Source organism: Paenibacillus sp. FSL R5-0928 (genome assembly GCF_037970385.1).
Lineage (GTDB): Bacteria > Bacillota > Bacilli > Paenibacillales > Paenibacillaceae > Paenibacillus_AQ > Paenibacillus_AQ odorifer.
In genome coordinates this window covers 808,553-833,013 of record NZ_CP150225.1, presented here as the reverse complement: position 1 = coordinate 833,013, position 24,461 = coordinate 808,553, and the positions used below count along the sequence as shown (strand labels likewise).

The 24,461-nt window shown below is 40.8% G+C and carries 15 protein-coding genes and 1 pseudogene; 1 reads left to right on the top strand and 15 read right to left on the bottom strand.

What is annotated here, in order from left to right; genetic code table 11:
- Window positions 1-36 precede the first annotated feature (36 nt).
- The 14 genes and pseudogenes from MKZ16_RS03635 to MKZ16_RS03570 form a co-directional block, all read right to left on the bottom strand.
- On the bottom strand, window positions 37-1,926 hold the full coding sequence (locus MKZ16_RS03635) for a DUF1998 domain-containing protein (protein ID WP_339815351.1): 1,890 nt from the start codon (window positions 1,924-1,926) through the stop codon (window positions 37-39).
- A complete protein-coding gene (locus MKZ16_RS03630; RefSeq protein ID WP_060626958.1) occupies window positions 1,923-5,432 on the bottom strand; it encodes a helicase-related protein in 3,510 nt (1,169 codons plus the stop codon). Before MKZ16_RS03630 ends, MKZ16_RS03635 begins: the two co-directional genes overlap by 4 nt.
- 2 nt (window positions 5,433-5,434) lie before the next feature.
- Window positions 5,435-6,964: a DrmE family protein gene (locus MKZ16_RS03625; RefSeq protein WP_060626957.1), complete on the bottom strand. Its 1,530-nt coding sequence runs from the start codon at window positions 6,962-6,964 to the stop codon at window positions 5,435-5,437.
- Window positions 6,961-7,944, bottom strand: a complete 984-nt coding sequence (locus tag MKZ16_RS03620) for a hypothetical protein (RefSeq protein ID WP_060626956.1) — start codon at window positions 7,942-7,944, stop codon at window positions 6,961-6,963. The genes MKZ16_RS03625 and MKZ16_RS03620 overlap by 4 nt, the downstream gene beginning before the upstream one ends.
- A gap of 251 nt (window positions 7,945-8,195) precedes the next feature.
- Entirely contained in the window at window positions 8,196-8,489 is a 294-nt protein-coding gene (locus MKZ16_RS03615; RefSeq protein ID WP_179089989.1) for a hypothetical protein, read from the bottom strand.
- A gap of 231 nt (window positions 8,490-8,720) precedes the next feature.
- On the bottom strand, window positions 8,721-8,930 hold the full coding sequence (locus tag MKZ16_RS03610; RefSeq protein WP_339815348.1) for a hypothetical protein: 210 nt from the start codon (window positions 8,928-8,930) through the stop codon (window positions 8,721-8,723).
- A gap of 393 nt (window positions 8,931-9,323) precedes the next feature.
- Window positions 9,324-9,796, bottom strand: a pseudogene (tnpA, locus tag MKZ16_RS03605) (IS200/IS605 family transposase).
- 198 nt (window positions 9,797-9,994) lie between these two features.
- Window positions 9,995-10,705 (bottom strand): hypothetical protein, encoded by a 711-nt coding sequence (locus MKZ16_RS03600; RefSeq protein WP_060626953.1) that lies wholly within the window; start codon window positions 10,703-10,705, stop codon window positions 9,995-9,997.
- Window positions 10,702-12,438, bottom strand: a complete 1,737-nt coding sequence (locus MKZ16_RS03595; protein WP_060626952.1) for a DEAD/DEAH box helicase family protein — start codon at window positions 12,436-12,438, stop codon at window positions 10,702-10,704. Before MKZ16_RS03595 ends, MKZ16_RS03600 begins: the two co-directional genes overlap by 4 nt.
- Window positions 12,435-14,972 carry an ATP-binding protein gene (locus MKZ16_RS03590; protein ID WP_076104128.1) on the bottom strand — a complete coding sequence of 846 codons (2,538 nt, stop codon included), beginning with the start codon at window positions 14,970-14,972 and terminating at the stop codon, window positions 12,435-12,437. The genes MKZ16_RS03595 and MKZ16_RS03590 overlap by 4 nt, the downstream gene beginning before the upstream one ends.
- The gene (locus MKZ16_RS03585) at window positions 14,969-16,069 is read right to left on the bottom strand and encodes a DNA cytosine methyltransferase (RefSeq protein ID WP_076104171.1); all 1,101 of its coding nucleotides are present in this window, start codon (window positions 16,067-16,069) and stop codon (window positions 14,969-14,971) included. The genes MKZ16_RS03590 and MKZ16_RS03585 overlap by 4 nt, the downstream gene beginning before the upstream one ends.
- Window positions 16,070-16,274: 205 nt before the next feature.
- The gene (locus tag MKZ16_RS03580) at window positions 16,275-16,703 is read right to left on the bottom strand and encodes a very short patch repair endonuclease (RefSeq protein ID WP_076104129.1); all 429 of its coding nucleotides are present in this window, start codon (window positions 16,701-16,703) and stop codon (window positions 16,275-16,277) included.
- An 83-nt stretch (window positions 16,704-16,786) separates the two neighbouring features.
- Window positions 16,787-17,875, bottom strand: a complete 1,089-nt coding sequence (locus MKZ16_RS03575) for a hypothetical protein (protein WP_060626948.1) — start codon at window positions 17,873-17,875, stop codon at window positions 16,787-16,789.
- A complete protein-coding gene (locus MKZ16_RS03570) occupies window positions 17,853-19,004 on the bottom strand; it encodes a DNA cytosine methyltransferase (protein WP_060626947.1) in 1,152 nt (383 codons plus the stop codon). The genes MKZ16_RS03575 and MKZ16_RS03570 overlap by 23 nt, the downstream gene beginning before the upstream one ends.
- Before the next feature lie 484 nt (window positions 19,005-19,488).
- Between MKZ16_RS03570 and MKZ16_RS03565 the strand changes: the two genes are divergently transcribed.
- Window positions 19,489-22,467 carry an AAA domain-containing protein gene (locus tag MKZ16_RS03565; RefSeq protein WP_076104130.1) on the top strand — a complete coding sequence of 993 codons (2,979 nt, stop codon included), beginning with the start codon at window positions 19,489-19,491 and terminating at the stop codon, window positions 22,465-22,467.
- A 357-nt stretch (window positions 22,468-22,824) separates the two neighbouring features.
- On the opposite strand, the gene MKZ16_RS03560 is transcribed toward MKZ16_RS03565, so the two are convergent.
- Window positions 22,825-24,390: a limonene hydroxylase gene (locus MKZ16_RS03560; protein ID WP_076104131.1), complete on the bottom strand. Its 1,566-nt coding sequence runs from the start codon at window positions 24,388-24,390 to the stop codon at window positions 22,825-22,827.
- Between the last annotated feature and the right edge of the window lie 71 nt (window positions 24,391-24,461).

Here is a 24,461-nt window from a genome sequence, read left to right as displayed (position 1 = left end):
AAAAGGAGGGGCTTCCCCTCCTTCATTTATCTAATATTAATTAAAGAAAGCCGTTGACGGATCTACCCCATACAATGGAACAACTAGTCCTCTATCTAAAAAACGATTGAATTCTTCACAAGCTGTTTCTGGTATCAACGAGCAGCTGTGGCAAGCGGATAAATTACATGAATCAGGCCCTTGCAAGCCAATTTCAGTACAAACCGGGTCGGCAGAGCACCATCCCGCATTACTAAATGCTTTACGAATAACTGCCTCCAGATAACCTGGCTTTCCCATTCGTACCAATCCGCCCATGGTCCCATCGGAATCACCTGCAGCTGTATAAATAAGGACACCGCACATCGGATTAGATTCGTTGTCGGAAACATACAGTCGTTCCCTTAACGAAGACGAGCTGTATCCACATTCGAACACGAGCTGATTGATAAGTAAATGCGCAAAAGTATGGGCCATAATGAAGCGCGGTGTTATTTTTTTCTCCTTGGTTCGGCGGTTAGCTACTAAATGCCTATATCGTAAACTTAAGGGCTTACTTCTTTCAGATACTTGTATTCTTCCTTCCCATTCCCTTACAAACTCCTCATTGAAATTAAAGAAAACCCCTTCCCCAAATACCACATAGCCCGGTAGCCATTCGTCATTTTTATTTTCCGGTTGTTTGCGCCAGAGCATAGATTTTAAATCCTCAATATCATTTTGTTGGTCGTTGAAAACTCGGGTAAATCCGGTTAAAACGCGTGTTTCTTTTAATTTTTCTACTAAGTGAATATTGGAAAAATACTTTGATATCTCGAATAAGTTATTTTTGTATAAGCCGACGGGAACAGGTTTGATTTTTAATTCTTCCTGATTTATTTCACCATTTAATACTTCATACTCCTCTTGTCGAAGGACTGCTTCTATGTCAATAGGCAGTTCCTCTTCACTACCTGGATCTTCATCTCGTGACTCTCTCACAAGTAATGCCCGACGGATATCAGAATCAGAATATCCATTTAGTTCAACCAGAAATTGACCTTTTAACTGTTGGACTGTTTCGTCTAAGCTCAAACTTGCACGTTTGGTTAAATTTATAATACTTAAAACCTGGTGGTGTTCAAAATATGATAGTAATTCAGATATTTGTTTATTGCTGTTTCCAGGAATGTAAATGGCACTGCGTACTTGTGCAAAATAAACATTAGAGGCACTTCTCAAAGAAGCCCTAAGATGGCAGGTACAATCTACCCCTTCGTCAGTACCAAGCCACGGACGCTTACCCTGGCATAAGAAAACTGTTCCATCTTCACATAATGATTCACTTAGTTCTGTTTTACCTTCGTCATTTGCAGACGTTATACCGTACAGCATTCGAGGCTCAACTCCGCATTCACACTTTACTTGCATAGAGGTGAGCGCCCCTCCTCCCGTGCTTACCAAGTACATTGTTTTTTTGCATGAAGGGGTCTTTTGTTTATGGACCCACTCCCTCCAAGGGAAGTCTTGCAAATGGCCTCTTTCACATATAGCAATGAATGGTGCTTGTACTAAATAGTTTTTATATCCTTTCTGTTCACAACCTTTGCACAATTCATTCTTTTTTTCATAATATTGCAATTCATTCATTTGGCCGCAAAAAGTACAATAATGCCATTTTGGAAAGCGCAGAAAAGGTACAGTTAAGAACATATTCATATCCTCATCACCGCTACTTCTTGTCCGAAAGTCTGGCGGTAGCCGGAAATGATCCACGCCTAGCAACCGTTCTAAACGCCACTCTTTAATTTTATACTGGGACAAATCTGTAGAATCCATTTTCCCATGTCGATCTTTAAACCAATGATCCAGTCCGCTACATACAGACGAGATTCCATTCTTAGAAATTGACATTGCTCCAGGACCGAACGGTGAGATTAATTGGGCTCTGCGTATCGGATACTTCATGATTCCAACTCCTCTATATCTTGAAGTACGTATAACGTGCTGATTTCACCTAAACATGAAGAATCCACGTTCCGCATGGAATTCGGTGTAGCCCAGGATATTCTTTTGGTTGTTGGGTCCACATAAGAACCGGCTGAATAAAGCAACGGATACTCATCAGTAGTACTCTTTTTGGACCATTCGGACGGGCGTAATGTTTTCCATTGTGATATACGGCGTTCAAAAACCTTCTGAACGTTATTCATTTCTTCCTGGTCAATTGATTTAACTCGTTCACAGATTCTTTGCCATAGCTGAGACAAAAGTTCTTCTGGCACTGGTGAAGGAGAATCAACCTCATTCAAATGGCCAAACTGACGCACATAACCTACCATAACAGCGTGCAGCATTCGGTCTACTACTGTAGGAGAGAATGGCGTGACGCTCGTCGGCTCCACCTGGGCATACAGTTTTTCATGGTAACTCCGGAATTTCTCAAAGTGAGAGCGATCTCTGGGTTTTGATGCGCTGTACAAAGTTACGACCAACCCCGGCCTTTCATACCAACGCCGACCTATACGTCCTGTAACTTGGATATATTGAGCTGTGGTTTTAGGTTGGCCTATAACAGTCATTAATGAAAGACGATCAATGTCAACCCCAACCTCAATGATGTTTGAGGCTAGGCAAACGTCTGTCACAGTCCCTACACCTTTTTGTATTTTTAGTTCATTGATTGCTGAGGCAACTTCGTCACTAGATAACCGTGAGGTAAGCTCCTTAATCTTATTCAAATGCCTTAATTCTTTAAAATCCAGATTTCCTCGGTTTTTAATTACTTTTAGATGGTTAGGTATGTCTGATTGAAGCAAAGACACTGTCGTGCCAAGCTCCCTCAAACTGTTAAAAAAGATAAGCAGCGTCCACCATGGATCTCTTTCTTTTTCGTCCATTTTCATTGGGGCTTGCAGAAGGGATGTTAATGAACGTACCTGTAATGTCTGCATAGACCCAAGACCTGGTGCATTCAGTCCTACATATTTTCTTCCTGGCAGTAGCTTCCCTTCTTTATCACGTGCATAAGTTGCAAAGAACGAGTCATCTGCATCTAATCCGGATGCCGGGAATAACGCTACATTCGTACGGTCGTAGATATCTTGAATTTGTTTCTGATACCTCCTAATCGTAGCAGTTGAACAAACAATTTTCGGTTTTACTCCATTGCTTGTCCGATAATCGGTACACAATTCTTCTATTAGAACTTCAAATATTCCGGACATAGAACCCAAAGGACCTGATATTAGATGCAGTTCATCTTGTATAATTAAGCCTGGAGGAGAACTGTCCCTGGTTCCATCTCTGCCGATTCCAAAAATAGAACGCGGCCGGGAGTTCCAGGCGAGTTGAGCAAATTTATCTACAGTGCCGATAATAAATGTTGGTCGTTTATCATAAATGTCTTCATCTACAACATAAACGGGTAACTTTTCACTAAATAGGCATTTATTATCCGTACAATGAATCTCCACCTTGCCATCCGCCAGCCTGTACCCATGTACACTGAAATTAGGCTGTGATCTAGCTTTAGTGTTTGCTTTTTTTCCTTTTACTGCAACAGACTTAATCTCTTTCAATCGAAGTTTCCCCATTTTCGCACCGCACCAAGGACAAGAGTTAATCAAAAAGGGATTGACATTACTCTTGCCGCTTCTCAATTCCATTAATTGTTTTTTGGCAATTACATGGTTATTTGGTGTTGTATCACCGCCAAGCCAAATCCCAATAGAAAACTCATCACTACCTAGTTGTTCTTGATGCCGACGCCGGATTGATTCCATAGCACAAATTAATCTAGAAGCTCTCTGGAATTGATCAGCCGTAAGCAAACGCAATGTGTAGCGCATCAGTACATGTACACCTGAATCATTTTTGTTCTTTAATCTTCGCATAAAGATGGAGAATGCGGACAACCCCAAATAGGCTTCTGTTTTGCCCCCACCTGTAGGAAAGAAAATGAGTTCCACCGTTTCACGCTCTGGGCAATCAGACTCAGCAGCTGATTCCATTGTCATCAGGATAAATGCAATCTGAAAAGCACGCCATTTACCTCTACTCTCCGGGATTACGGTCAAATCAGGTGTCCTGTAAGGTAAAGAAAAAGAAATAGTCTCATCTGCTATTTCAGCTTCCCGGATAGCGCCCCCTGTCACTTGTTGCAAAAGCATTGCTTCATTGGCTAACTTGAATGCACTTAATACAATCGGATCTTTTAAATACTCCAGCCCCTGTTTCATTCGCTTTACACATTTGTCGCATTCCTGCAAATTCCTTTCAGCTGCAGGAGTCAATGTTGAGTCTAGTTTCCTTGCTTCTTCCCATCGTTTTTTTATCCATTTCTCATAAAGGCGGACAATTTCCTCCAATTGATTCATTCCATTATTTGTCGAATCTATGCCCGCCAAATCTCGCATGGATACTACTATATCTGTCCCGTCATCTCTTGTTATATCTGGTGTCATACTTTTTGTTTCATAAGATGGTAAAAAACTGGTTTGTACAAAAGCGGCTTTGTCGTCTATAACTTCGCTCCAATCAGCTGAACATCCATGACCAACAGCATATGTTTTAGTTTTCCGGTACAATAAAGTAATGGAAAGCTCTTCTTCATCTAAAGCATCCAGATCCGCCATTTCAGGATAGGGCAAAATTGACGGGCTAAAGTCTGGAGAAATAATTTCAGTTTTAAATGAAGCCTGAAAAAGACAAATGCTGTCTAAAGGAATATGCCCAAATGCTTGAGTCCGGTTGATCAGACTAACCGTAATAAGTCGTTCAGTGTCTTTGATCGGGCGTGAAAGTATATCCGCTTGAATATCCAACCCTTCCATACTAATTACATCTGTAGTTTCTCCGTGTTCCAATACCTCTTCTGGACCTAATAGTTTTTCAGCCTTTATCTTCACAACAAAATGTACCGGAACACGCACCCACCATCTATACGTCCTTCCTTCATCTCCCCCTTTAAACTTAACGGAAAACGGATAATATCTTCCTCCATCTACATGGACATTCAGTTCGCTGCCATGCGGAAAATCCGCCTTAAAACTAACTGCCATACTGCTTTGCTGGTAGGCATTTGCTGAAACCATATCCAGGTCTGGATCTTCATCGTCCACTTCATTACGACTATCAATGTTTTCCAAATCCTTTGAAGCATCTCCAAGAATAATAGGTTCAGTATGGTCCGGATCATTTTCTTTTTCTTCTATAAAGTCCTCTTTCTCGGTTTTTAGCGGATGAAGAACTGCTGTCCCGTAACGGCGTGTGGGTGGTTGCTGTAAAATTTCTTCTCCAGTTAATTGATCTTTATATGGCTTATATAAGTCATCAGCTCGATCGAAGAAGACGGTTTTATTGCTATTTAGAGTTATGCTTTTATCTGATACGCAAGGACCGATAAATTCTTCTTTTAAACTCTTATAGAGTGCCTCACGATTTTTTAAATTTGCAAGTAAATTCTTATTCATCTTTACTGTCCCCCCAAATGGTTGAAATCAATTAATGCTCTTAACTGGTGAGGCTCAACCTGGAAAACATTTTGACTTATGTATTCGATCTTATATGCCGTAAATGTTGCATCTTCAGAATCTGGCAAATGAAAGGTCATTTTTTGTTCAAGTTCCAATTTCCCAAGGTTCGATTTCTTAATTTCTTGAATCAGTAATTTTCGTATAACCATTCCAGCCCTATGATGCGCACGAAATAAGTCTTCTGCTTCCTTCCACAACTTTTCTGCATGATCTTCAAATTTAACAAGTTTCATGAGGGCTAAAAAATCATTATATTCCCTCGGCTTAATATTATCGTCTGAAGCCCAGTTTCTAAGGTTTATCTTATTTACCCGGGTTCCCCCATGCTTCCGGAGGTAGAAACAGATTTTTTCCGCCGGGTATTTAGCCGTATATTTGCGCAGCCTTTTTTTCCAGACATAATGACGGTGGCGCATTTTTTCAGCACGGTTTCCGATAAATTCATCAGCTTTGATCTGTATATAATCACGCCCAGTACCAGTTCTTATAAGTAAGTAACTGTCTGTATCCAATTCATTAACAGAACATTTTAATATCGGTTCCTTTGACTGCATTGATATCGTCCATATATTTTTTATTGAATGATCCTCAAAAAATATGCCTTTAGCATCTGCCAAACCAATTAATTTCGCACTGACATATTCCGTTGCAGTAAGGGCAGGCCTGTTTGCTATACTTTTTTCGATTTTTTTGTAATCAATAATTTGATCACTGACTTCTATTAATTCCCGGTAATCAATATCATTTGTATTTCTCATGTGTATATTGCATCCCTGTAGCAAGGATGAAATTGGGGAATGGGATTTTGTGAAATATTCCATTCTCGGTGTGTGGTATGACTGCCAGTCATACAGAATAATTTCAATACTCGAGGAGCGCGGGCAGTGAAATAGATAATCTGGATACCAGTAGGTTGGCCCCAAAATAATAAGTCTGTCAAAGAAAAAGCTCTTTTTTAATTTTGAAGGCGTAACCACTGAAAAAGACTTGTCCCATAAAAAAGTACGCTTTAATACTTCTTCTACTGCATTCAAATCATTGGCAGTTTTTAAAACCAAACCAGTGGAACGTTTATCTTTAAAATTTTCACGTAAAAAATCCAATACAGGTTTCTCCGGAGAGTTACGTAAAGCTTCATAAGTCTCCAGCACGGTATCAATATCCTTTTTCAAATCCTGGTACATCAGCTGACATTGTCGTGACAACCTGTTCAAATCCTTACTATTTATCAATTCGCTGTGCGCGGAGAAAGGAAGAGGACTAGCAGAGAGTATAAATCTGAATTTACGAAAATGTGTTAGTAAATCATTCAGAAGAATGTCGCCCTCATCCTGATTTAGAATTTGATACTCAAGCTTTTTTAACGATAAAGAATATTCAGCAAGCGGTTTTGAAGACACTTCATGAAATCGCAAGTTATAATTACTTGCCAGCTCAAATAATTTGCTCACGCTGGATAGAGTATTCATCTTGTCTCCTCCCAATATAACAATTCAATACCGCCGGGCATTGCCTCAAGGTCCAATTTTGAAAAGGGTGTCCTATTACTTTGAATATATTTATTGTTGATTTCCTCAACTGCGAACTCAAATTGAGGCTCGGAACGGTCAAGAACCACAATGGAGTTTGTATACTGAAAATCTTCTTTCCAATTTAAAAAACCATTGGAGCCTGAGTATATAATTATAGAAGTAGAGGTCAGATTTAAGTCAGGTTCATTTTTTCTCGCAAGTGAGGAAACAAATTGTGATTGATACGGGTCAACGCTGTGCTGAAACTGTCTAACCCGCAGTAAATCATTTAATGAACCTTTAATCATTTGATTATCTTCATAAATTGCAAACATTCTTGTTGTAATCTCACTCTCAAGCTGTTCCTTTCCACCTACAAAACAAATTCTGGTTTTAGGCTGCTTGAGTAAAGCTTGCGAGTGCACTCCAAAAATAGAATCTGTTAAGCGAGATTCTACAGTCATAGCTCGTCCCTTTTGGTTATTCGGTAAACGTTGGTTTTCATTCGGATTTAGTTGTATTTCCAATGCATTTTCCTTTGATATATACTCCGTTAAGCCACCTGCTTTTGTTGATTGTGTTTGTATGAGCAGCCTTTGCTCCCCTTGATAATCAGTAACACCTAGAAAAACCGCTTTTAATATCCGCTTGTTTTTCCTGTACCAGACAGGAGTATATTTCTCAAGCGAGGATAAACTTTGAAAATGAACTTCTAGCAAATCATCGGCAGAACTCTTTATGAATACTGAAGACAAGATTCCAACACCAATAAAAGGAGCGATATATTCCTTCGCTGGCAATGTCAAGGCAGCAGTCCATCTTTTACTCCCTGTATTTCTCAAAGCAAGTTCTTTCCCAAGATTAATAAAAAAAGTAGACCAATCTGGAATTAGAAACCAGCCACCAGTATCTTCTTTATAATACATCTCTAGCTCCATTTCCCTCCACCTCTCACATTTCCTTGGATTATCTTAGAGAGGAGTACAACTTATCATACATAATCAAAAGAGCGAGTGATTTCATAGATGCTTAATAGTTCCTATCGTCGTTCGCCCTTTCTGTCGTTTTTTTACATTTAATGGATTATATTCGATAAAACTAAATTATTTCCTCCTAAAATTCACCTGGGAAAACACAATAAAAGTAGATTCGAACATTATTGTAATTAACAGTAAGAAGTTCTAAAGCGTTATGAAACCAGTGAATCGCACACGGCATGGGAGGGCGTTCGCAGATAACGGAAAAACAGCACCGACATCCGGCCTGAAAACTGCAAGGAGACAAGTTGTAGGAGTCCCATTGCAATGCACATGCACATCACGAATCCCTCGATAGCTTGAATAGTTTTCTGGATGCGCTGACGGTCTTGTTCGTTCGTTACCGCTTCGAGGGGATGCGTTTCCTCTTTTCTCAAATATCGGTTCAGCTTCGGCATCGACTTGCTCCAGAAGCGGTAACCGAAGTCATGGGTGACCTGCTTCATTTCCCGAAACGCACATCGGTTTTGAAGCGATAGCTGTACAAGCGGATGATATGTCGGTAGCTGTTAGGCCCAAATCCGTACTGACCAAAACGGAGTAGTGGCCCTCATGTACCACCAGCACGAAACGTAATTCCTGATACAAGCGCTGGCCCCAAAACAGATCCATGCACAGAAACTGAATCGGCCGCTCGAGTCACGAATATCCCCTTTAATTTGACTGACTTTCCTTTTTTAGTTGTCGGTTTCGTCTCGTTTTTTTTGCAGGGGGACGTTCGTAGGCAACCACGTTGATTTGGCTTTGGTCACCAGGTGCATGCGGGTTTCGGAAGCAAGATGGCACGCATTCGGCCGTTCCAAGGCCGGAACCAACAAGAAGTATCGATCCAAAAGCAGCAGCGCTTGACCGAAACCTTTCGCGGCTTCGAAGCCCTGTTCAATCATCTGAACGACATGGGAAGGTGTTTATACTTCGCATTTGGACTTCTTCCAGCCCAGAATGGTTTGGACGCCGTCTTGTAGATTCATGAACTAGGGCAAGCAGAACCACTTTTGGGAATCGCCGACCAGGATTACGATGGCGCCGAACTCCATTTATCGTATACCTGATACATAAGACTCTTCCTTCATACTTTTAGATAATTACTCCTATATTTCTACATAATCAAATCAAATACCTTTCTTTTTTGTCGATAAATCAGGACCACCCGTCCAACGGGTGGTTTGCTCTTGGGGTATAACCCCTTGTTGCCAAACTGCGCCTAAAGACGCTAGCCTGACAGCAGTTCTGTTCAGGCTCAGTGTAATTTATCATTTTCACTTACCCGTTAAACGGGTTTATTTCTTTTTGTTCCTTTTGTCGCTAAATGGATCTACGTACTCTTTTACACTCAGCTTATCTATGGCTTGGTCATGTGCTTCTTGTTCACGTATATATTAAGCTACGGTGGCCTCATTCAGACCTACAGTGCTTACATAGTATCCTTCTGCCCAAAATTTCCGATTTCCGTATTTATACTTGAACTGGGCATGCTTTTCGAATATCATGAGCGAACTTTTTCCCTTTAAATATCCCATGAACGTTGAGACCGCAATTTTCGGTGGGATCGCACCAGCATGTGAACATGATCGGGCATCATGTGGCCCTCTAGAATTTCAACTCCCTTGTACTTACATAGACGTATGAAAATTTCGATTAGATCTTTCCTCACTTGATTATAAATTTCTTTCCGTCTATACTTCGGGGTGAACACGATATGGTATTTGCACATCCACTTCGTGTGAGCTAGACTATAGCTCTTGTTTGCCATCTTTGATCATTCCATTCCATTGAGCCTGAACATCTCAATTCTATCGGAATGGTCTTGGTGGTCAAACCCTCGTTCCCTCCACCCGCATAGCGGGTGGTTTTTTGTTTCGCGCGTTTCACGCACTCAACTGGCTAAAGCCATAATAAAAATACACCCTAAATCCGGGTGTATTTCGCGTCTAAATGCTAGTTATAATGATTATAATGAAATGAAAACCTCAATCCCGCCCTCAGAAAACACTTGAAATTCCCGCCCGTCTAAATGTATTTTCGGCTCAGAACTCATGTTCTCCACCCCAGAAACCACTATATAAGTTCCCTGCTTAACTTGATTATCCAAATTGCTTTTGGACACAATAATAAATCTGACTTTATCTTTATATTGCTCATAAACGCCGGGAGAAACCGGGTATAATGGTATTCCTGTAACCTTCTCATAAGCATAAGCAGTTTCCCTAATGTCTTCAGTAATAACAACCACTTCGCATGCAGTATTTGCTACGTTCAATAATTTATCTTTTATTTCAATTGCAGCTAATTCATCCATCTTTAAAAGCGTCCCGTAACCATGCGCCGGCTCCTTTACTATAGCCAGATGCTTTTTACCATCTATAAAAAACCATTCAACATACGGCAGGTTAGCCATCACAGTCTCGGGCTGGTTCCGGCTTGATCCGGAGCCTCCAAGAACACTATCTACATGAGCAGCTGATGAAGAACAGAGTTTATTCCATATTTTTTCAAGTTCACTAAAGGGCCTTGTTTTAAGTTTGCCCGCCGAGGTCATTAATTCGATCCTCTTAGCTCTTTTGTCTATCCCGGTAAGCGTAATGTTAGCACCAGCCTTAATACTTTCCAGTTCTAACCCGATCATCTTCTCAATATCATTGATGACTTCATCAAATGTCATTTTCGTCCTCCCCGTAATTCCGGCGGAAATTTAAGTATGCTTGTATCCTCGCCCGCTCCTTCTACCGCAGCCACATCCTCAAGCCATTGTCTTAAAAAGGACTCCGTTTGCGGATCCTCACCGCCTGCTTTTCTGAATGTCACTTTATGCGGCAGGCTAATTCTTACCGGATTCCCCGGAGCCGGCCCATCTTCAGCGAGGCCATCTTTCAAATTAATGCCTGCTGCAAATCTGCGTATATCAGATACGAAATCAAGAACAATAACTTTCTCCTTATTTTTTGACAACCTTAAACCTCTGCCCAGCTGCTGAATAAATATTCTCCGGCTGTGGGTCACTCTCTGAAATACAATAATGTTCACATCCGGCACGTCAACACCCTCGTTTAAAATATCAACTGCACATAAAACATCAATTACACCGTCTTGAAAGTCGCAGAGTATACGGTTACGTTCTGCAGGATCCATTAAACGGCCGGCAGTAGTCTGTGAATATATTGCCGACGCGTTACAGAAACCGAGTGAATTAATACGGTCTCTCATTGTAGCTGCATGATCTATCGTACCGCAGAAAACAATTGCCCTTGGTTTACTTTGTTCCTGCCACACCCTTTTCAGCTCAAATACAACAGCATCGTCCCACTCAGTGATAAACAGAGTCCTGTTAATATGCCGCGGCGAAAAATTCCTTCCTTTTAATTCTCCTAGAGCTTCCCAGTTTATATTGTCAGTATACATTCTGTAATCGACATCAGATAAAAAGCCGTTACGTAAACCGGTAACAATATCCACACTAACAAGAGGTTCACCAAAATATTCTGAAAGATCAACATCATCCGGACGCCACGGTGTTGCTGTCAACCCCAGAAGAAATGGTCCGCATTCCGTACCAGCCAGAGTCTCTTGTAATACGGCGTTATACATTTGTCCCCCAACATGGTGGCATTCATCTATAATAATGAGATCAAAAAACGGCAGTTCTTTCCCTCTCTGGACATAATCAGCAACTGTATTTAAACATGCGAAAACGGCATTACTTTTTTCAAGACGCTCTTCGCCAGGCTGCTCATATCCGTTCCATACCGTTGTTTCCTGTTCCTTAGACAGAAACGGCCAGAAAGCTTTCTCTATCTGATAAACAAGCTCATTCGTATGGGCTATTACAAGAAATTTCAGTGGAGATATTGCGTTAATCCGCCTGACAGATTCACATGCAACAAAAGTCTTACCTAGTCCTGTAGCCATCACAATCAGGGCCTTTTTATTCTTTTCGTTAAATGTTTGTATTGCAGATCGAATGGCCTCCTCCTGATACTCACGCGGATTTCTGTTAAGTACGGGCATTTCCGGAAGTTTTTCCGCCCTGGTGATAAGCACCTTTGTATCCCACAGCTGTAGCGGAATTCCTCTGCTCATCAGAGTTCTTTGATGCTCCTTCAGCCTTTCATCAAATCCGTTTAAAGCTACAATTACTGGAACCTGAGCTCTGTAAATTCTCATAGCCTCCAGCGTCTGGTCAGCAACATCAACACCAACCCTGTTTTTCCAGTGTTTCATTTGGAACAGCCACCGTTTACCAGCCCGGTGCGCTAGAACATCAGCCCCGCGGTCACCGGATTGACCCACTAGCCTTATGCCTTCAAATCCTTCATGTGCCAGTAAACGTGAGACTACTCTTTCAAATGCCTGCCATGTGCCGGACTTTAAAATTATTTCACTGATGAAAGTACTCACTTTATCACCTTTTGCTGGAGAAACTCCAATGACAGTCTTGTTTTTTGAGAGATTCCTGTCTCAGTTGAACGATATTTAATATAGTTCACCATATCATTTAAACAGTTAAGATAAATATTCCTGATCCTTATTTGCGCTTTGTGTAATATTGTATCGTTTAATTCCGCCGGACTTGAGTATGCAACTTCCCATATCCCTCCATCGAAAAATACATGCGGATACTTTTTAAAAATATCAGTAATAACTGCCTCATCAATATACAATAGAAATAAACCGGTCTCCTTCATCTCTCCAAGCCGGCTGATATCAGCATTTTGATTAAGCATGTTATCAACCATTGCTCTTTTCTGTTCTTCGTCCATCTCGTCAAATATATCGGTGGCTGTTTCTTTTAAAAGCTCCGGAAGTTTCTCTTTTAACTGGATAAAGAATCTATAAACTTCTTCCCGGATTTTGTCCGGGCTATCCTCAAGTTTATCAGACCATCGGCTGTTTAGAATCTGCCATTCAATTGTTGAGAGGGCGTGTCTTCCGTGATATTGTTTTCCGGAAAGTCTCCGGTTCATATCATAAATGTAAAGTGCAACTTCAGCAGCTATCATCTGTTCAGGCCGGATCTGGAACGATTTAAACAATTTGTGGGTTTTGTCCAGGTAGACATCTATTTCTTCTTCCTTAAAAACAATCAGCGGAATCCCGTCAGTTTGCTGATTTGACTTTATCGGTAATTGAGTAATAAAAACATTTACATTCACAGGTGAACTATAAACACCGTCAGCCAGCATAATTGAACAGCCTGGTATAGATAAATCATCAGATTTGTTGGCATTCTGTGAGAGGAATTCCTTTGAAAGAGTATTCTCAGTGCCTTTCTTCTCACTGCATGATGTACAGCTCTTTTCAGCAGCCCTGTTTTTGGTACCGCAAACATGGCAGGTCCATGGTTCTTCAATTTTTGGCACCTGGGACATGCCACACTCCGGGCAAGAATACGCTGACTTGGGGATCTCATGTTTACAATCCGGATTAATACATGGCTTCCCTATTAATATGTAGCCGCAAACATTGCATGTATCATGTTCCTTCAAATTCTGCGCGCTGCATTCCGGACAATCAACCAATTCTTCAAGCGGCGGGGAATCAGCTTGTTCTACCAGCTTCCACCATTCTGAATCATCATAGTATCCGGGCAATTTCTCTAAGAATTTTTGATAATATTCTTTTTCTACATCCCTTGATATACGCTTAGGTTCATTGGAATCCCTATCCCAATATCCCATATATAAGTCGGCCTTCCCCGGCTTTCTGACTCTGCGGTACCCCTGATACAGTTTGTAGATATAGCTTTTGTTTTGATCCGCACCCGGCTGACTAGGCTGCAATGAGCTCTCCCCTCTTAAATAAGAGATGGCACGTTGCCATTCAGAGCTGCTGCGCTGAAAATCCTGTTTTAGAAAGTCTACCGGGACATGGTTTAGATGTACTTCACCTGATATTCTTCCGAATGGCCCGTCAATAGGATAATCCATAATTGTTTTCTTAAATTCATCTACAAATTCAAAAAAAGCTGTTTTTTCAGCTATCCGGATCGCCCTGCCATTCCTGATTAAATCAATTCCGTATTCAGTGCTGTCGTCGAATCTTTGGATACCGACCCAGCCTTTCACCTTTTCCTCAACACTCCGGATGTTTGAAGATTTACATGATGGACATTCAATCATTTCATCCGGAATTAAAGCTGTACAATTACCGCATCTTCTCTGCACCCCAATAATATGGTCGAAGTCATATCTGGCATGAATCTGTCCATGCCCTTTCCGTTCAACATATCTGTTAGAGCCCCAGACACAATGCTCAAATGCTTCGCAGGGTTCTCCGTTTACCATTATTCTGATTTCCCGCTTGGATAATACTGTGGCATAGCGCCGGCCGAGCTCAGAACGCACTTTTGGAAGTCCGTAATGAATGAGACGTTTGACAAACTGGCTGTTTGCATTTCCCTCAGGCCACCATTGGCTTATTTCAATAACTGTCCCGTGACTAATTCCCCTTGGTTTATCAACGGGATTTACAGGCAGCTGATAATTTTTAGACTGATTAATACTTTCAAGATCAATTACCACCTCTATAGCCTGCTCTTCATTTTCCCGGACTGTCAGCAGCCTGGTTACTCTGCCGAACTTACCTGTAGAAATATTAAAACCCATACCAAATAACCCGAGACTATCATATGAATTATTACCGGAGAATCCCGCCCTGATTGACTTTTCAGCCATTTCAGCCGTCATGCCCGGTCCGTTGTCACGGATACGTATTATTCCGGTATTTTTATTAAGATCTGAATTTCTTGGCAGCTCAATGGAAATTAGAGGATTTTCTATCCTTATACCTGTGAGTCTGGCAGCCTGAAATGAATCTATCGCATTATCAATTAATTCGCATAATGCATCTAATGGAAGCATTGGAGTATGAGTCAGAGCTATCAGCACTTTGGGATCTGGTGTAAAATCAAAAAACTTAACTGTTGGCGTCATCTAGGTTCCTCCTCTATCATTCTTCTGATCGCAACCGCCATTGCATGAGCCAGTTTTACAGGTACACCGTTACTAATTGTTTTGAACTTATATGTTAGAGGCATTTCCGCAGGCAATATGTACGTATCAGGAACACTTTGAATCCGGAGAGCTTCCCGGACTGTCAGCCTTCTCGGTTGTGTCGGATGCAAATGAACCTCATTATGCCCATAAGCTGCAGTGGGGCTATAGCGCCAGCGGTGCAGCCGTTTAAAACTTTTCCGTGATACGTCACCTTCATGTATAACATGATATTTATCGCTCATAGGCCTTAGGCCTTCAAGACCATTGGGTAAAAGAGCCGTTTCATCCAGATTACATATAATTGGCCCCACCATTAATTGTTCCGGAATATTGGCAGGCTTCTCAGGAGTAATTCCAAACGGCACTTCCCGCGGCCATGCAAACCGCTGTTTTGCACCTGCAAAATGTTTATCCTCGGGCCATTGAAACCACTCATAATCCTTGGGAATATTTCTGACACCAAGTTTTTTCTTTAACCATTTCTTTTTTAACCCCACCATAAATACACGTTCCCTGTCCTGCGGTACTCCAAAATCCAGAGCATTCAAAATACGTACATCAGTCATATAGTGTTCCGAAAACTGCTTTCTCAAATCATCGAAAAATTCACGGTGCCTTGCTGTCTTAAAGAGCCCTTTCACATTTTCAAATAAAAAAAAGGTTGGCTGAAGATCCATTATTTTATCAACATAGATCTTAGAAAGAACACCATTCTCTCCGGTACGCCCTTTGTTCTTTCCTCCTATTGAAAAATCCGGGCAAGGTGGACCGCCTATTATTCCAAAAATATCAGGAACTGCAGTATTATGAAATGCTTCCCGCATAATTTGATTGGGCCCAATTCCGATAATTGATGTATTATTTATTATTCTGTGATGTTGTCCCGTCATAGAGCTAAGACCATATTCGAATCCCTTCACAAAATTGCGGTCATATTCATTAGACCAGACAGTCTTAAAGCCAGCTTGCATGAAGCCGATATCTAAAAAGCCTGCACCGCTAAAAAAGGATAACACCGGAATTTCCGGTTTCATGATTGTAAAATCTATCCGCATATTCTTGTGCTCCCTTTCATAAATCCCATATTTATTCTTCGACATTTTTTTGGGTTTTCCCTCTAATTACTATTAATACATGTTAAATACATGAATTAGATATTATTAATAATTCGATTATACAGGAACATAAGTTCTCTATCGACATTAAAATTCATGTTCTTTTATAAATAAAAAAGAGTCCCTACAGAAAGGACTCCTTTGATTTAGCCAAGTTTATAAAGTCTGTAATTTTTTCTATAGCCGTGTTAAAATCAGATCTGATTTCATGTTCCCACACACGAAGAATACTCCAGCCTTCTCCAGTGTAATAGTTACTAATATTAATATCCCTTTGTTTATTCTTCATAAATTTTTCAATCCAGAACTCAGTATTGCTCTTAGGTATCGTTCCATGTATAGGACAGTTATGCCAAAAACACGAGTCTATGAAAATAACTGTTTTATACTTTTTTATAACAATATCCGGTTTCCCAGGCATACCTTTAACATTTTTCCTGAAGCGTAACCCTTTTGCCCAAACTGCTCTTGTAACCAAATTTTCCAGCATTGACACAGAGCGGATTGCCCTCATATTTTCACTTCGTTTTTCCTTGCTTATTTTGTCAGCCATAATATCACTTCCATCATGATGGATATGGATCCAAACTTAAACCCGGGAAAACTTTACTGAGTATTTACATTGCTTGTTCAATATCAAGCTAACTGGACCAGAATTGGCTCCATGTAACTATCCAGGAATTCTTCTGTAACACCTTTAATATTACGCCGTTTAAAAAGGGCATACATCTCTTCAACTGCGCTGTAAGGAAAGAACCTTGCATTTAGTGACTGGAACTGCGGGCGTGATGCTTCTCTAAAAACCTTCTCCCTGTCCTCGTCCGGTGCAATGATAACATAACGGGTAGGAAACGGCGGAAGTGCATCCTGTAACCCCTTCATACGGGTTAAGCCGCTCGTCACGCCTGTACTATGCTCAACTTCCATTACCGCTGGCATTAGTCTGCCATTTTTAAACCAGATACAATCAATAAGTAAAGCCGCTTTTTGAGCTTCATTAAAAGACGACATCAAATTTTCTTCTCTTCTCAATGATCCAATTACGCCTTCCATTTCACCAAGCTTCTGATTTTTATATATTATTCCTTTATCGTTCTGGGCAACCCATGTTTTAAAGCCAAGGTGCTGCCCGATTTCTATAAGTGCAATTTGCATTTGGGAGTGTCTGCGTTTCAGTTCTATGTCTAGTCCGGGACTATGATATTCATCCGGAAGAACTAGAGCATCATAAACAATCTCAGTACTTGGTACCTCCGAGATAACCATCTCAACTTCTGCTTTTACCAGCATATTGGGAGCATGAGGGTGATCCGGACACCACATCAAGTGTTTATGACCAGGTTTGATCTTATTTTTTGAACTAATACTCTCTATGCGTCCAGGATAACAATAATAAAATTGCGGTGTATGCACCAGTAGAGCTTCTAGAGCAGACCGGGTATTGTAGCTGCCGCCAAATATCCTGTCTACATTTATCGGATGATCTGGCATTAAGGCATTAGCTAGTCTCCAAATCATTGGAACAGATATAGACTGAACTTTCGCCTTTTCCCAAGTTTCACCTTTGTTAGGCCTAATTCTTTGAATTTTAATCGGCCCTTGCGGTCTTACAATATTAATGATCTTAACCAAAGTTGGTGTTTTGCTATTAATATAATTAAAAATACCATCCCTTGGTAACATACCAATTTCATGTACAAGATTAGCTGCGGTTAGCTTCTCCATACTCTCCCACCTTCAAAAAATCCAGAATAGTTACAGCAATTCCTTTAGATGCTTCATAAGGAACCCCATTACCTACTGTTTTGAATGCGTTGGATAACGTGATGTTTTGAGGTAATTGAAATTCCTTTGGTAAACTTTGCAGTGCCAATGCTTCAGCAACAGATAATCTGCGGGCTTTATAGGGATGAAGGTGTACTTCATTATTACCGTAAGCCACAGTCGGAGAAGGTCTCCATCTATGCAGCCGCTTATAAGACTTCTTCAAATCATCCCCTTCCGGAATGGTTAAAAACCTGGCCAATCCAGCCTGTGGGGTAAAATGCTGGTGGGCATTAGGATGATTCCCGACATCATTTTTCTCAAACCAGAAATCAACGGTTAATTCTTCACTGATGCCGGCTGGTCTTTCACGTTTTCCATTCTCAGCGAACGGTTCCATTCCCGGCCATGGCATTGCATTAATTTCTTCAATGTGATACTTAAGATGATCTTCCCATGGGAACACATCAGTGAGTGTCTGACCTGCTTCTAACTCAATCCCGAGCTTATTCAACAAGCTTTTCTTAAAGCCGATTAATATAATACGTTCCCTGAGTTGAGGTGCACCATATTCAATGGAATTAATTAACCGTTCAGTTGTAACATAGTCGTGGGAATGTAGCTTATCTTTCATCAGTTCATAGAAAGCCCTATGTTTTTTGGTACGCCATAACCCTTTAACATTCTCAAATAAAAAAAAGTCAGGGGATTGTTTACAAATTAAGTCAATATAAGTTGCAGACAGCTTCCCATTCTCCCCTTCATGCCCTTTGTTCTTACCGCCTACTGAAAAGTCGGGGCATGGAGGTCCGCCAATGAATCCAACAAGCCGATCCTCACTTTTGGTTTGGTTAATCAATTTTGACAAGAGCTCACTTTTAGGATTACGCTCAAACTCGGTGATATCTCCTAAGTGATACCCGTACTCCGGCTGTGACATCCCCATGTGATTACGGGAATACTGATATGTCTCCATAAATGGCAGATGATATTCGTTCACAAATGCAACATTAAATCCACTTTTTTCAAAGCCAAGATCCAAAAATCCCGCTCCCGAAAAAAATGAAAAAATAGTTGGTGCTTTATTCATTATTGTTACCCTGCCTCAATCAAATTTTAACCTTAATAAAAACTAATGTTCGTATATTTATAATAACAAAATAGAACAGCGTTAACCAGCATGAATAAGTTACGCTGTTCTATAAAGCTTTTCCACCTGTTGTATTACTATCAAAGTACCAAAAAAGATAACTGCACATTTTAGGAGTAACGCCCATTATTGTATTTCAATCGCTTACGCTAAGCTAAGCTCACCTCACCTATAATATAATCCAGGAAGGTCTTTATCGGAATAATTTCCACTATCCTGTTCCCGCTACTCACCAGCTTTTTATATCGGCACAGGTATCATCAGATTATCAGAATAACGTACTGGGCAACTCCCGCCAATTATCTCTAAAATCACCTGTAGTACACGCAACTCCTAATCTGTATGTTGATTACCGCATATCAAATTCATTACTTTTATAGGATAATATAAATATAAATACTTTATTTCCCATAAGGAGAACTAAATGATTACCAAGAACCTGCTCCAGTATTATTTAGAATGCTTAAAATATGAAAGCTATTATTCAACCCAACTCAAACCTTCCGATCTAAACCAGGCTCAAATAGATCCATTAAACATAGAGTTTGTCGTTGAACGGTATGAAAAACTAAGCCATGATTTAAAAGACGATCAAACAATTATGTTTGGCTACCCTCTATTGAGAGTAAATAAGAAAGGCGGCTTTATTTATCTCCCATTAATTCTGTGGAGTAATTCAACATTCCTATCAGATCATAATCTTTATAAAGCTGATCAATGCGGATTTCATCAGGAAGTGTATAAATCATTGGCTGATAAGCAGTCTCTAAACATCCTCACTAACCTAAAAGAACAATTCTCCTCAAATCCTACCTGTTTTTTGGATGACAATACTATGATTACACAACTGCTTGAGATTGCAGATCTCGAAGAAACAAGAATCGTAACAGCCTATACTGTATTCCAGGCAAAGAATTCTGACTTTAGTAATTACCATATCTCACAAGAGATTCAGGGGATCTTGAACGATAAGTTTGAACCGAGTCCCGTTTTAAAGAGTTATCTAAACCATAGCTATGCTGTACCAAATATGTCTGACGATCAAATGCTAATTCATATTGTACCTGGTAATCTCCCTCAAAATACTGTTCTGCATGATATAAATCATACGATTAATATTGTTAAAGGACCTCCAGGCACCGGCAAAACACAGACTATTCTGAACTTAATCGCCAATCAGGTCAATCATCAAGAAACTTGTGTCATTGCAAGTACAAATAACCAGGCCGTAGATAATATTGTGGAGAAACTCGATGCTAACGGAATAAGCAAGTATTTCTTTGGCTACGTCCGTTTAGGAAATATTGCAAAAAACAAAGAAGCTGCAGTACCGCTTCAGTCTGCTTTAGACCGTATGATAGAGATAGTGAACAACAATCAATATAATGTGCTTTCTGCAGAGACTTACTCAGATTATAAAAATAAGAGCCAAGCCTTAATGGATGAAATAACTCGTGCTGAACAAATAGAGAACCAAATTATTGATATGACCAGCACAATTAATCAGCTTCAAGACCTAATTAATGTTCTAAATGACAGATTACGTCTGAATCACTTGATCCCTATGAAAAATGATTTAAAGTCCATTTCAATCGCCAATGAAAAAATAGAGTTTCGTTTACGTGAACTGTTAGATAAACCGCTGCAACTGTACGGCAATGATATATTCAGAAGGTTTCGTTCATACATAGCCGGAAGAATACATACCTATTTGAAATTCCGTATGAAAAAGCAGCTAAGGTCCATTGGTGCAATACAGCTCTGGGAGCATATTGACAGCAGCACCCCGGTTCAATCCCTGGCCTTCTGTGAGGAGATTATCAAAGTTATCAACCTTGAATTACGCTGCTCTCAACTTGTAGAAGAGCTGGCTTCGATAAAGAAACAACAACAGGATGCCTCAGTTGACCTGAAGAATTTATATAAGAAGAAAAATGAAATTGACCTGCACCTTTTGCAGTACCAGTGGCTTCACAGTGCCAGTCCTGTTCTCAAAGATATGAAAGAGCTCCAAAAAATCAAAGGGCTTATTCAAGAGCTGCGTGAGAAAGGAAATATTAGAAACAGCTCGTCTGCTTTTCCTTCTTTCCTTAAACTGTTCCCTGTACTCCTCGTTAGCAGTCTATCTGCACGCAACTGTATTCCAGCCGGAATGTCCTTAGATCTTGCTATCATAGATGAATCATCCCAGTGTTCGATTCCAAGTATTTTTTGCTTGCTCCAGTCTGCACGTAAGGCCTGTTTATTCGGGGATACCAATCAATTGAGTCATATTGTTTCGATTGAGGATACTTTTAGCAGAAACTTGTTTGAAACACATGCGCCAGGAATAGACCCTGAACCTTATTGTTATCTGAATAATTCTGCATTCGAAAGAGCTGAACAGGCGTGCCAACTAAGCGAAGGGGGTACACACCTCCTCAACTATCACTATCGCTGCATTCCATCCATTGCGTCCTTCAGCAATCAGCAATTTTACCATAACCGCTTACGGATGATGCGTCATGAACCAGAGAGACAACCCTATACAGCCGGAATATATTCTACTAATGTATACGGTTCTGTATCAGGAACGATCAATCATCATGAATTAAATGAAATCCATACAATCGTGAATAAACTTGAACAAAATGGCATTGATCAGATCGGTATCGTAACACCTTTCTCAGCTCAGAAAGAACATCTCATAAAAATGTTCAGCGGAAAACCTAATATAAAAATAGGAACTGTTCATACGTTTCAAGGCGGTGAATGTAAGGCTATTATTTTCAGCACAGTGATTTCACAAGGTTCAACATCTTTTCAGATTAACTTTGTACAGAACAGCTACCGGTTAATTAATGTAGCCCTTACCCGTGCACTTGATTATTTCATGCTTGTCGGAAATCTTGCACAAATTGATAACGGGCAAGGTTATTTAACGAAATTGAGCCGTTATATTTATACAATTGAAGCAAGCAATTTTCATCGCCCCTCAATTGAATTATCCATTGCATTTAACCAGATTATCCGGCAAGAAAACCGTATTAAGCTCATGCATGAAGGTGAGCGGATGATTTATAATAAACTGCTAATATTCCTTGGCGGTATGCCTTTGCTTGTCTTTCCTAAAGTCCCCATAAAAGATGTATTATCAATCAATCTACCATTAGACTATTCTTTAAAAAACTTCTACTTTTCGAGTCACATGGACTTTGTTATTTACGAAAGGGAATCTTTGCAGCCGCTCTGCTCTATTGAATACGACGGAAGTTATCATCGCCGGGATCCAAAAACAATTTTGAATGACAAAATGAAAGATGATTTATGTTCATACACTGAATTCAAGTTGATCCGCATCAAATCTAATGATGAAACCGGGGGATGGGAGGAACTAAAGGGGTATTTACAATCTATTGGCTGACATAATCGCCTTGTGTTTAATTTAATCTGAATACCACAGTAGGTTAAAGTTGTATTACCGAAAATAAGAAAACCACATCGTCTATTCAATTTCGTTTAACATACTCACTCTAAAATAAAAAGGGCGTGAAAGCATACCACGTCCTTAACTTCACTCTTATTGCTTAACGTCCCACCCCGCAACTCATAAAAACATCACACAACCGGTTGCTTCAACACTATCTTCTCAGCCATGCTCAAAATCCGCTTCTCACCAACTCTTCTGATCACCAAAGCCAGAATATTCAATACAATAGTACGTTCTTTTTATATAAGCCATACAACCATTCAGCTCCTCCATCATGAATATTCCTCATACTTACAACCCTTTTGCCTCACGGAGTTGGTCTAGCCGTTCTTTTACCGAGTCGTCAGGCTCGACTACTGATAAATTAGAGACTGCGTGAACCAGCTTCTCCCCCCAGGATGAAACGTCCCAGCTCTCCAATGTCTTAATCGCCATGTTCCGGTTGGAGGTCACTGGACTGTTCAGGCCAGTGAAGATCAACTCTGTCCCTATCCCCTCGAACCGGTCCAAGCTTTGCAAGATTGCGCCCAGCTTCCTATGTGCTGCATATTGTTCACCGAATCCCATTTCATTTCCGGGGCCAGTGGCGATCTGCTGCAAGGGAAGGTGTTCGATGGCGAATTGTACGAACCTATGAATTCGGTCTGGATCATTCGATTTCATGAGCTGATAGTAATAGAAATCCTGTAGCGGGTTGGCTGCAAGCTGATTGTAGAGAGTGTCCCAAATATCAATGCCAAGCTTTTCAGCACAAGCTACGCCATAGTAACGGTCCGGCGAATCACCGCTGTTAACAGCATCCATAACGATACTCATCCACTTGATGTTAGCCACAATCGATTGGCAAGCATCGCTGATATCGCTTCTTAACTGCTCGCTCCAGCCTGCAGACATCCGTACGGTCCATTTCTCCTCATCCTCAGCCAGGAAATCGTAAATGCTAAATATAGCTGACAGATGCTTTGCAGTTCCCCCTATCTTCCCAGTGAGCCTCACGTAATCAAATAACACCTGTGGAGCATGCTCATAATCATCTATGTCCTCAGCAGGCCCGCCATTCAATAGCGCTTCAATGATATCGGCTGCCCCATCCAATAATGCACTATCTACCTGGTCAGCAGAAAGTGCCTCCCTCAAGCCACCATTTCTAGCACAAATACAGGCTAAATATTCGTTCATGACGTTGTTGTGGCATCCTTGCCGCAGCAGCCAATCTTTTATATCCTGACTAGCAGGGTCAAGTCTCTCGACGATATGTATTTTCCCCCATCCATGAACCTGTTGAGCCAATTCAAATAGAACTTGATTGCTGTCTTCCATTCCATTATGAATCGCAACCACGGCATAAAGCGTAAATTCCTCATGTCTTCCCAACGTTAGAAGCAAACCCTTAACTTGCTCATTTTGAAAAAGGCCCAGTAAGGCAATCCCGAATTTGACGACATTTCGGTGCGCCGCATTCTCCGCTAACCATTTCGCTTCATGGAATACGGAGTCCGGCTGTATCCCGGGCTGCTTGCGTACCTCATCCAGAACGACATCCATCATTCCTCCTATATCTGTCTTCACAATCTTAGCATATAGGGCCTTTCTTGTTGAATTCTTAGGCTTTCTGGATTGCTTCGCCAGCAGGTGAACCAGCTCTCGTGCCTCATCCGTCATCTTAGCAGCTTCGGCATGATGTCCGAATGCTCCATCCATACCGCCCGCTACCCATCTGATTTTATCACCGGACCAGAATTCTTCGTCATCCGGCAGCGATCCGTCCACGGATTCCCCTTGCCCCTGAATATGGGAGTAAATGGAGGGTCTGCCCTCCCAAAGTGGCCGTTTAGCTCTATCGAAGAAAATAACCATCGTTCACAACACCTCATCCTATAATTCCTTCAATAACAATCGGAGCAGCTCGATAATTTTCTAAGCGGCTG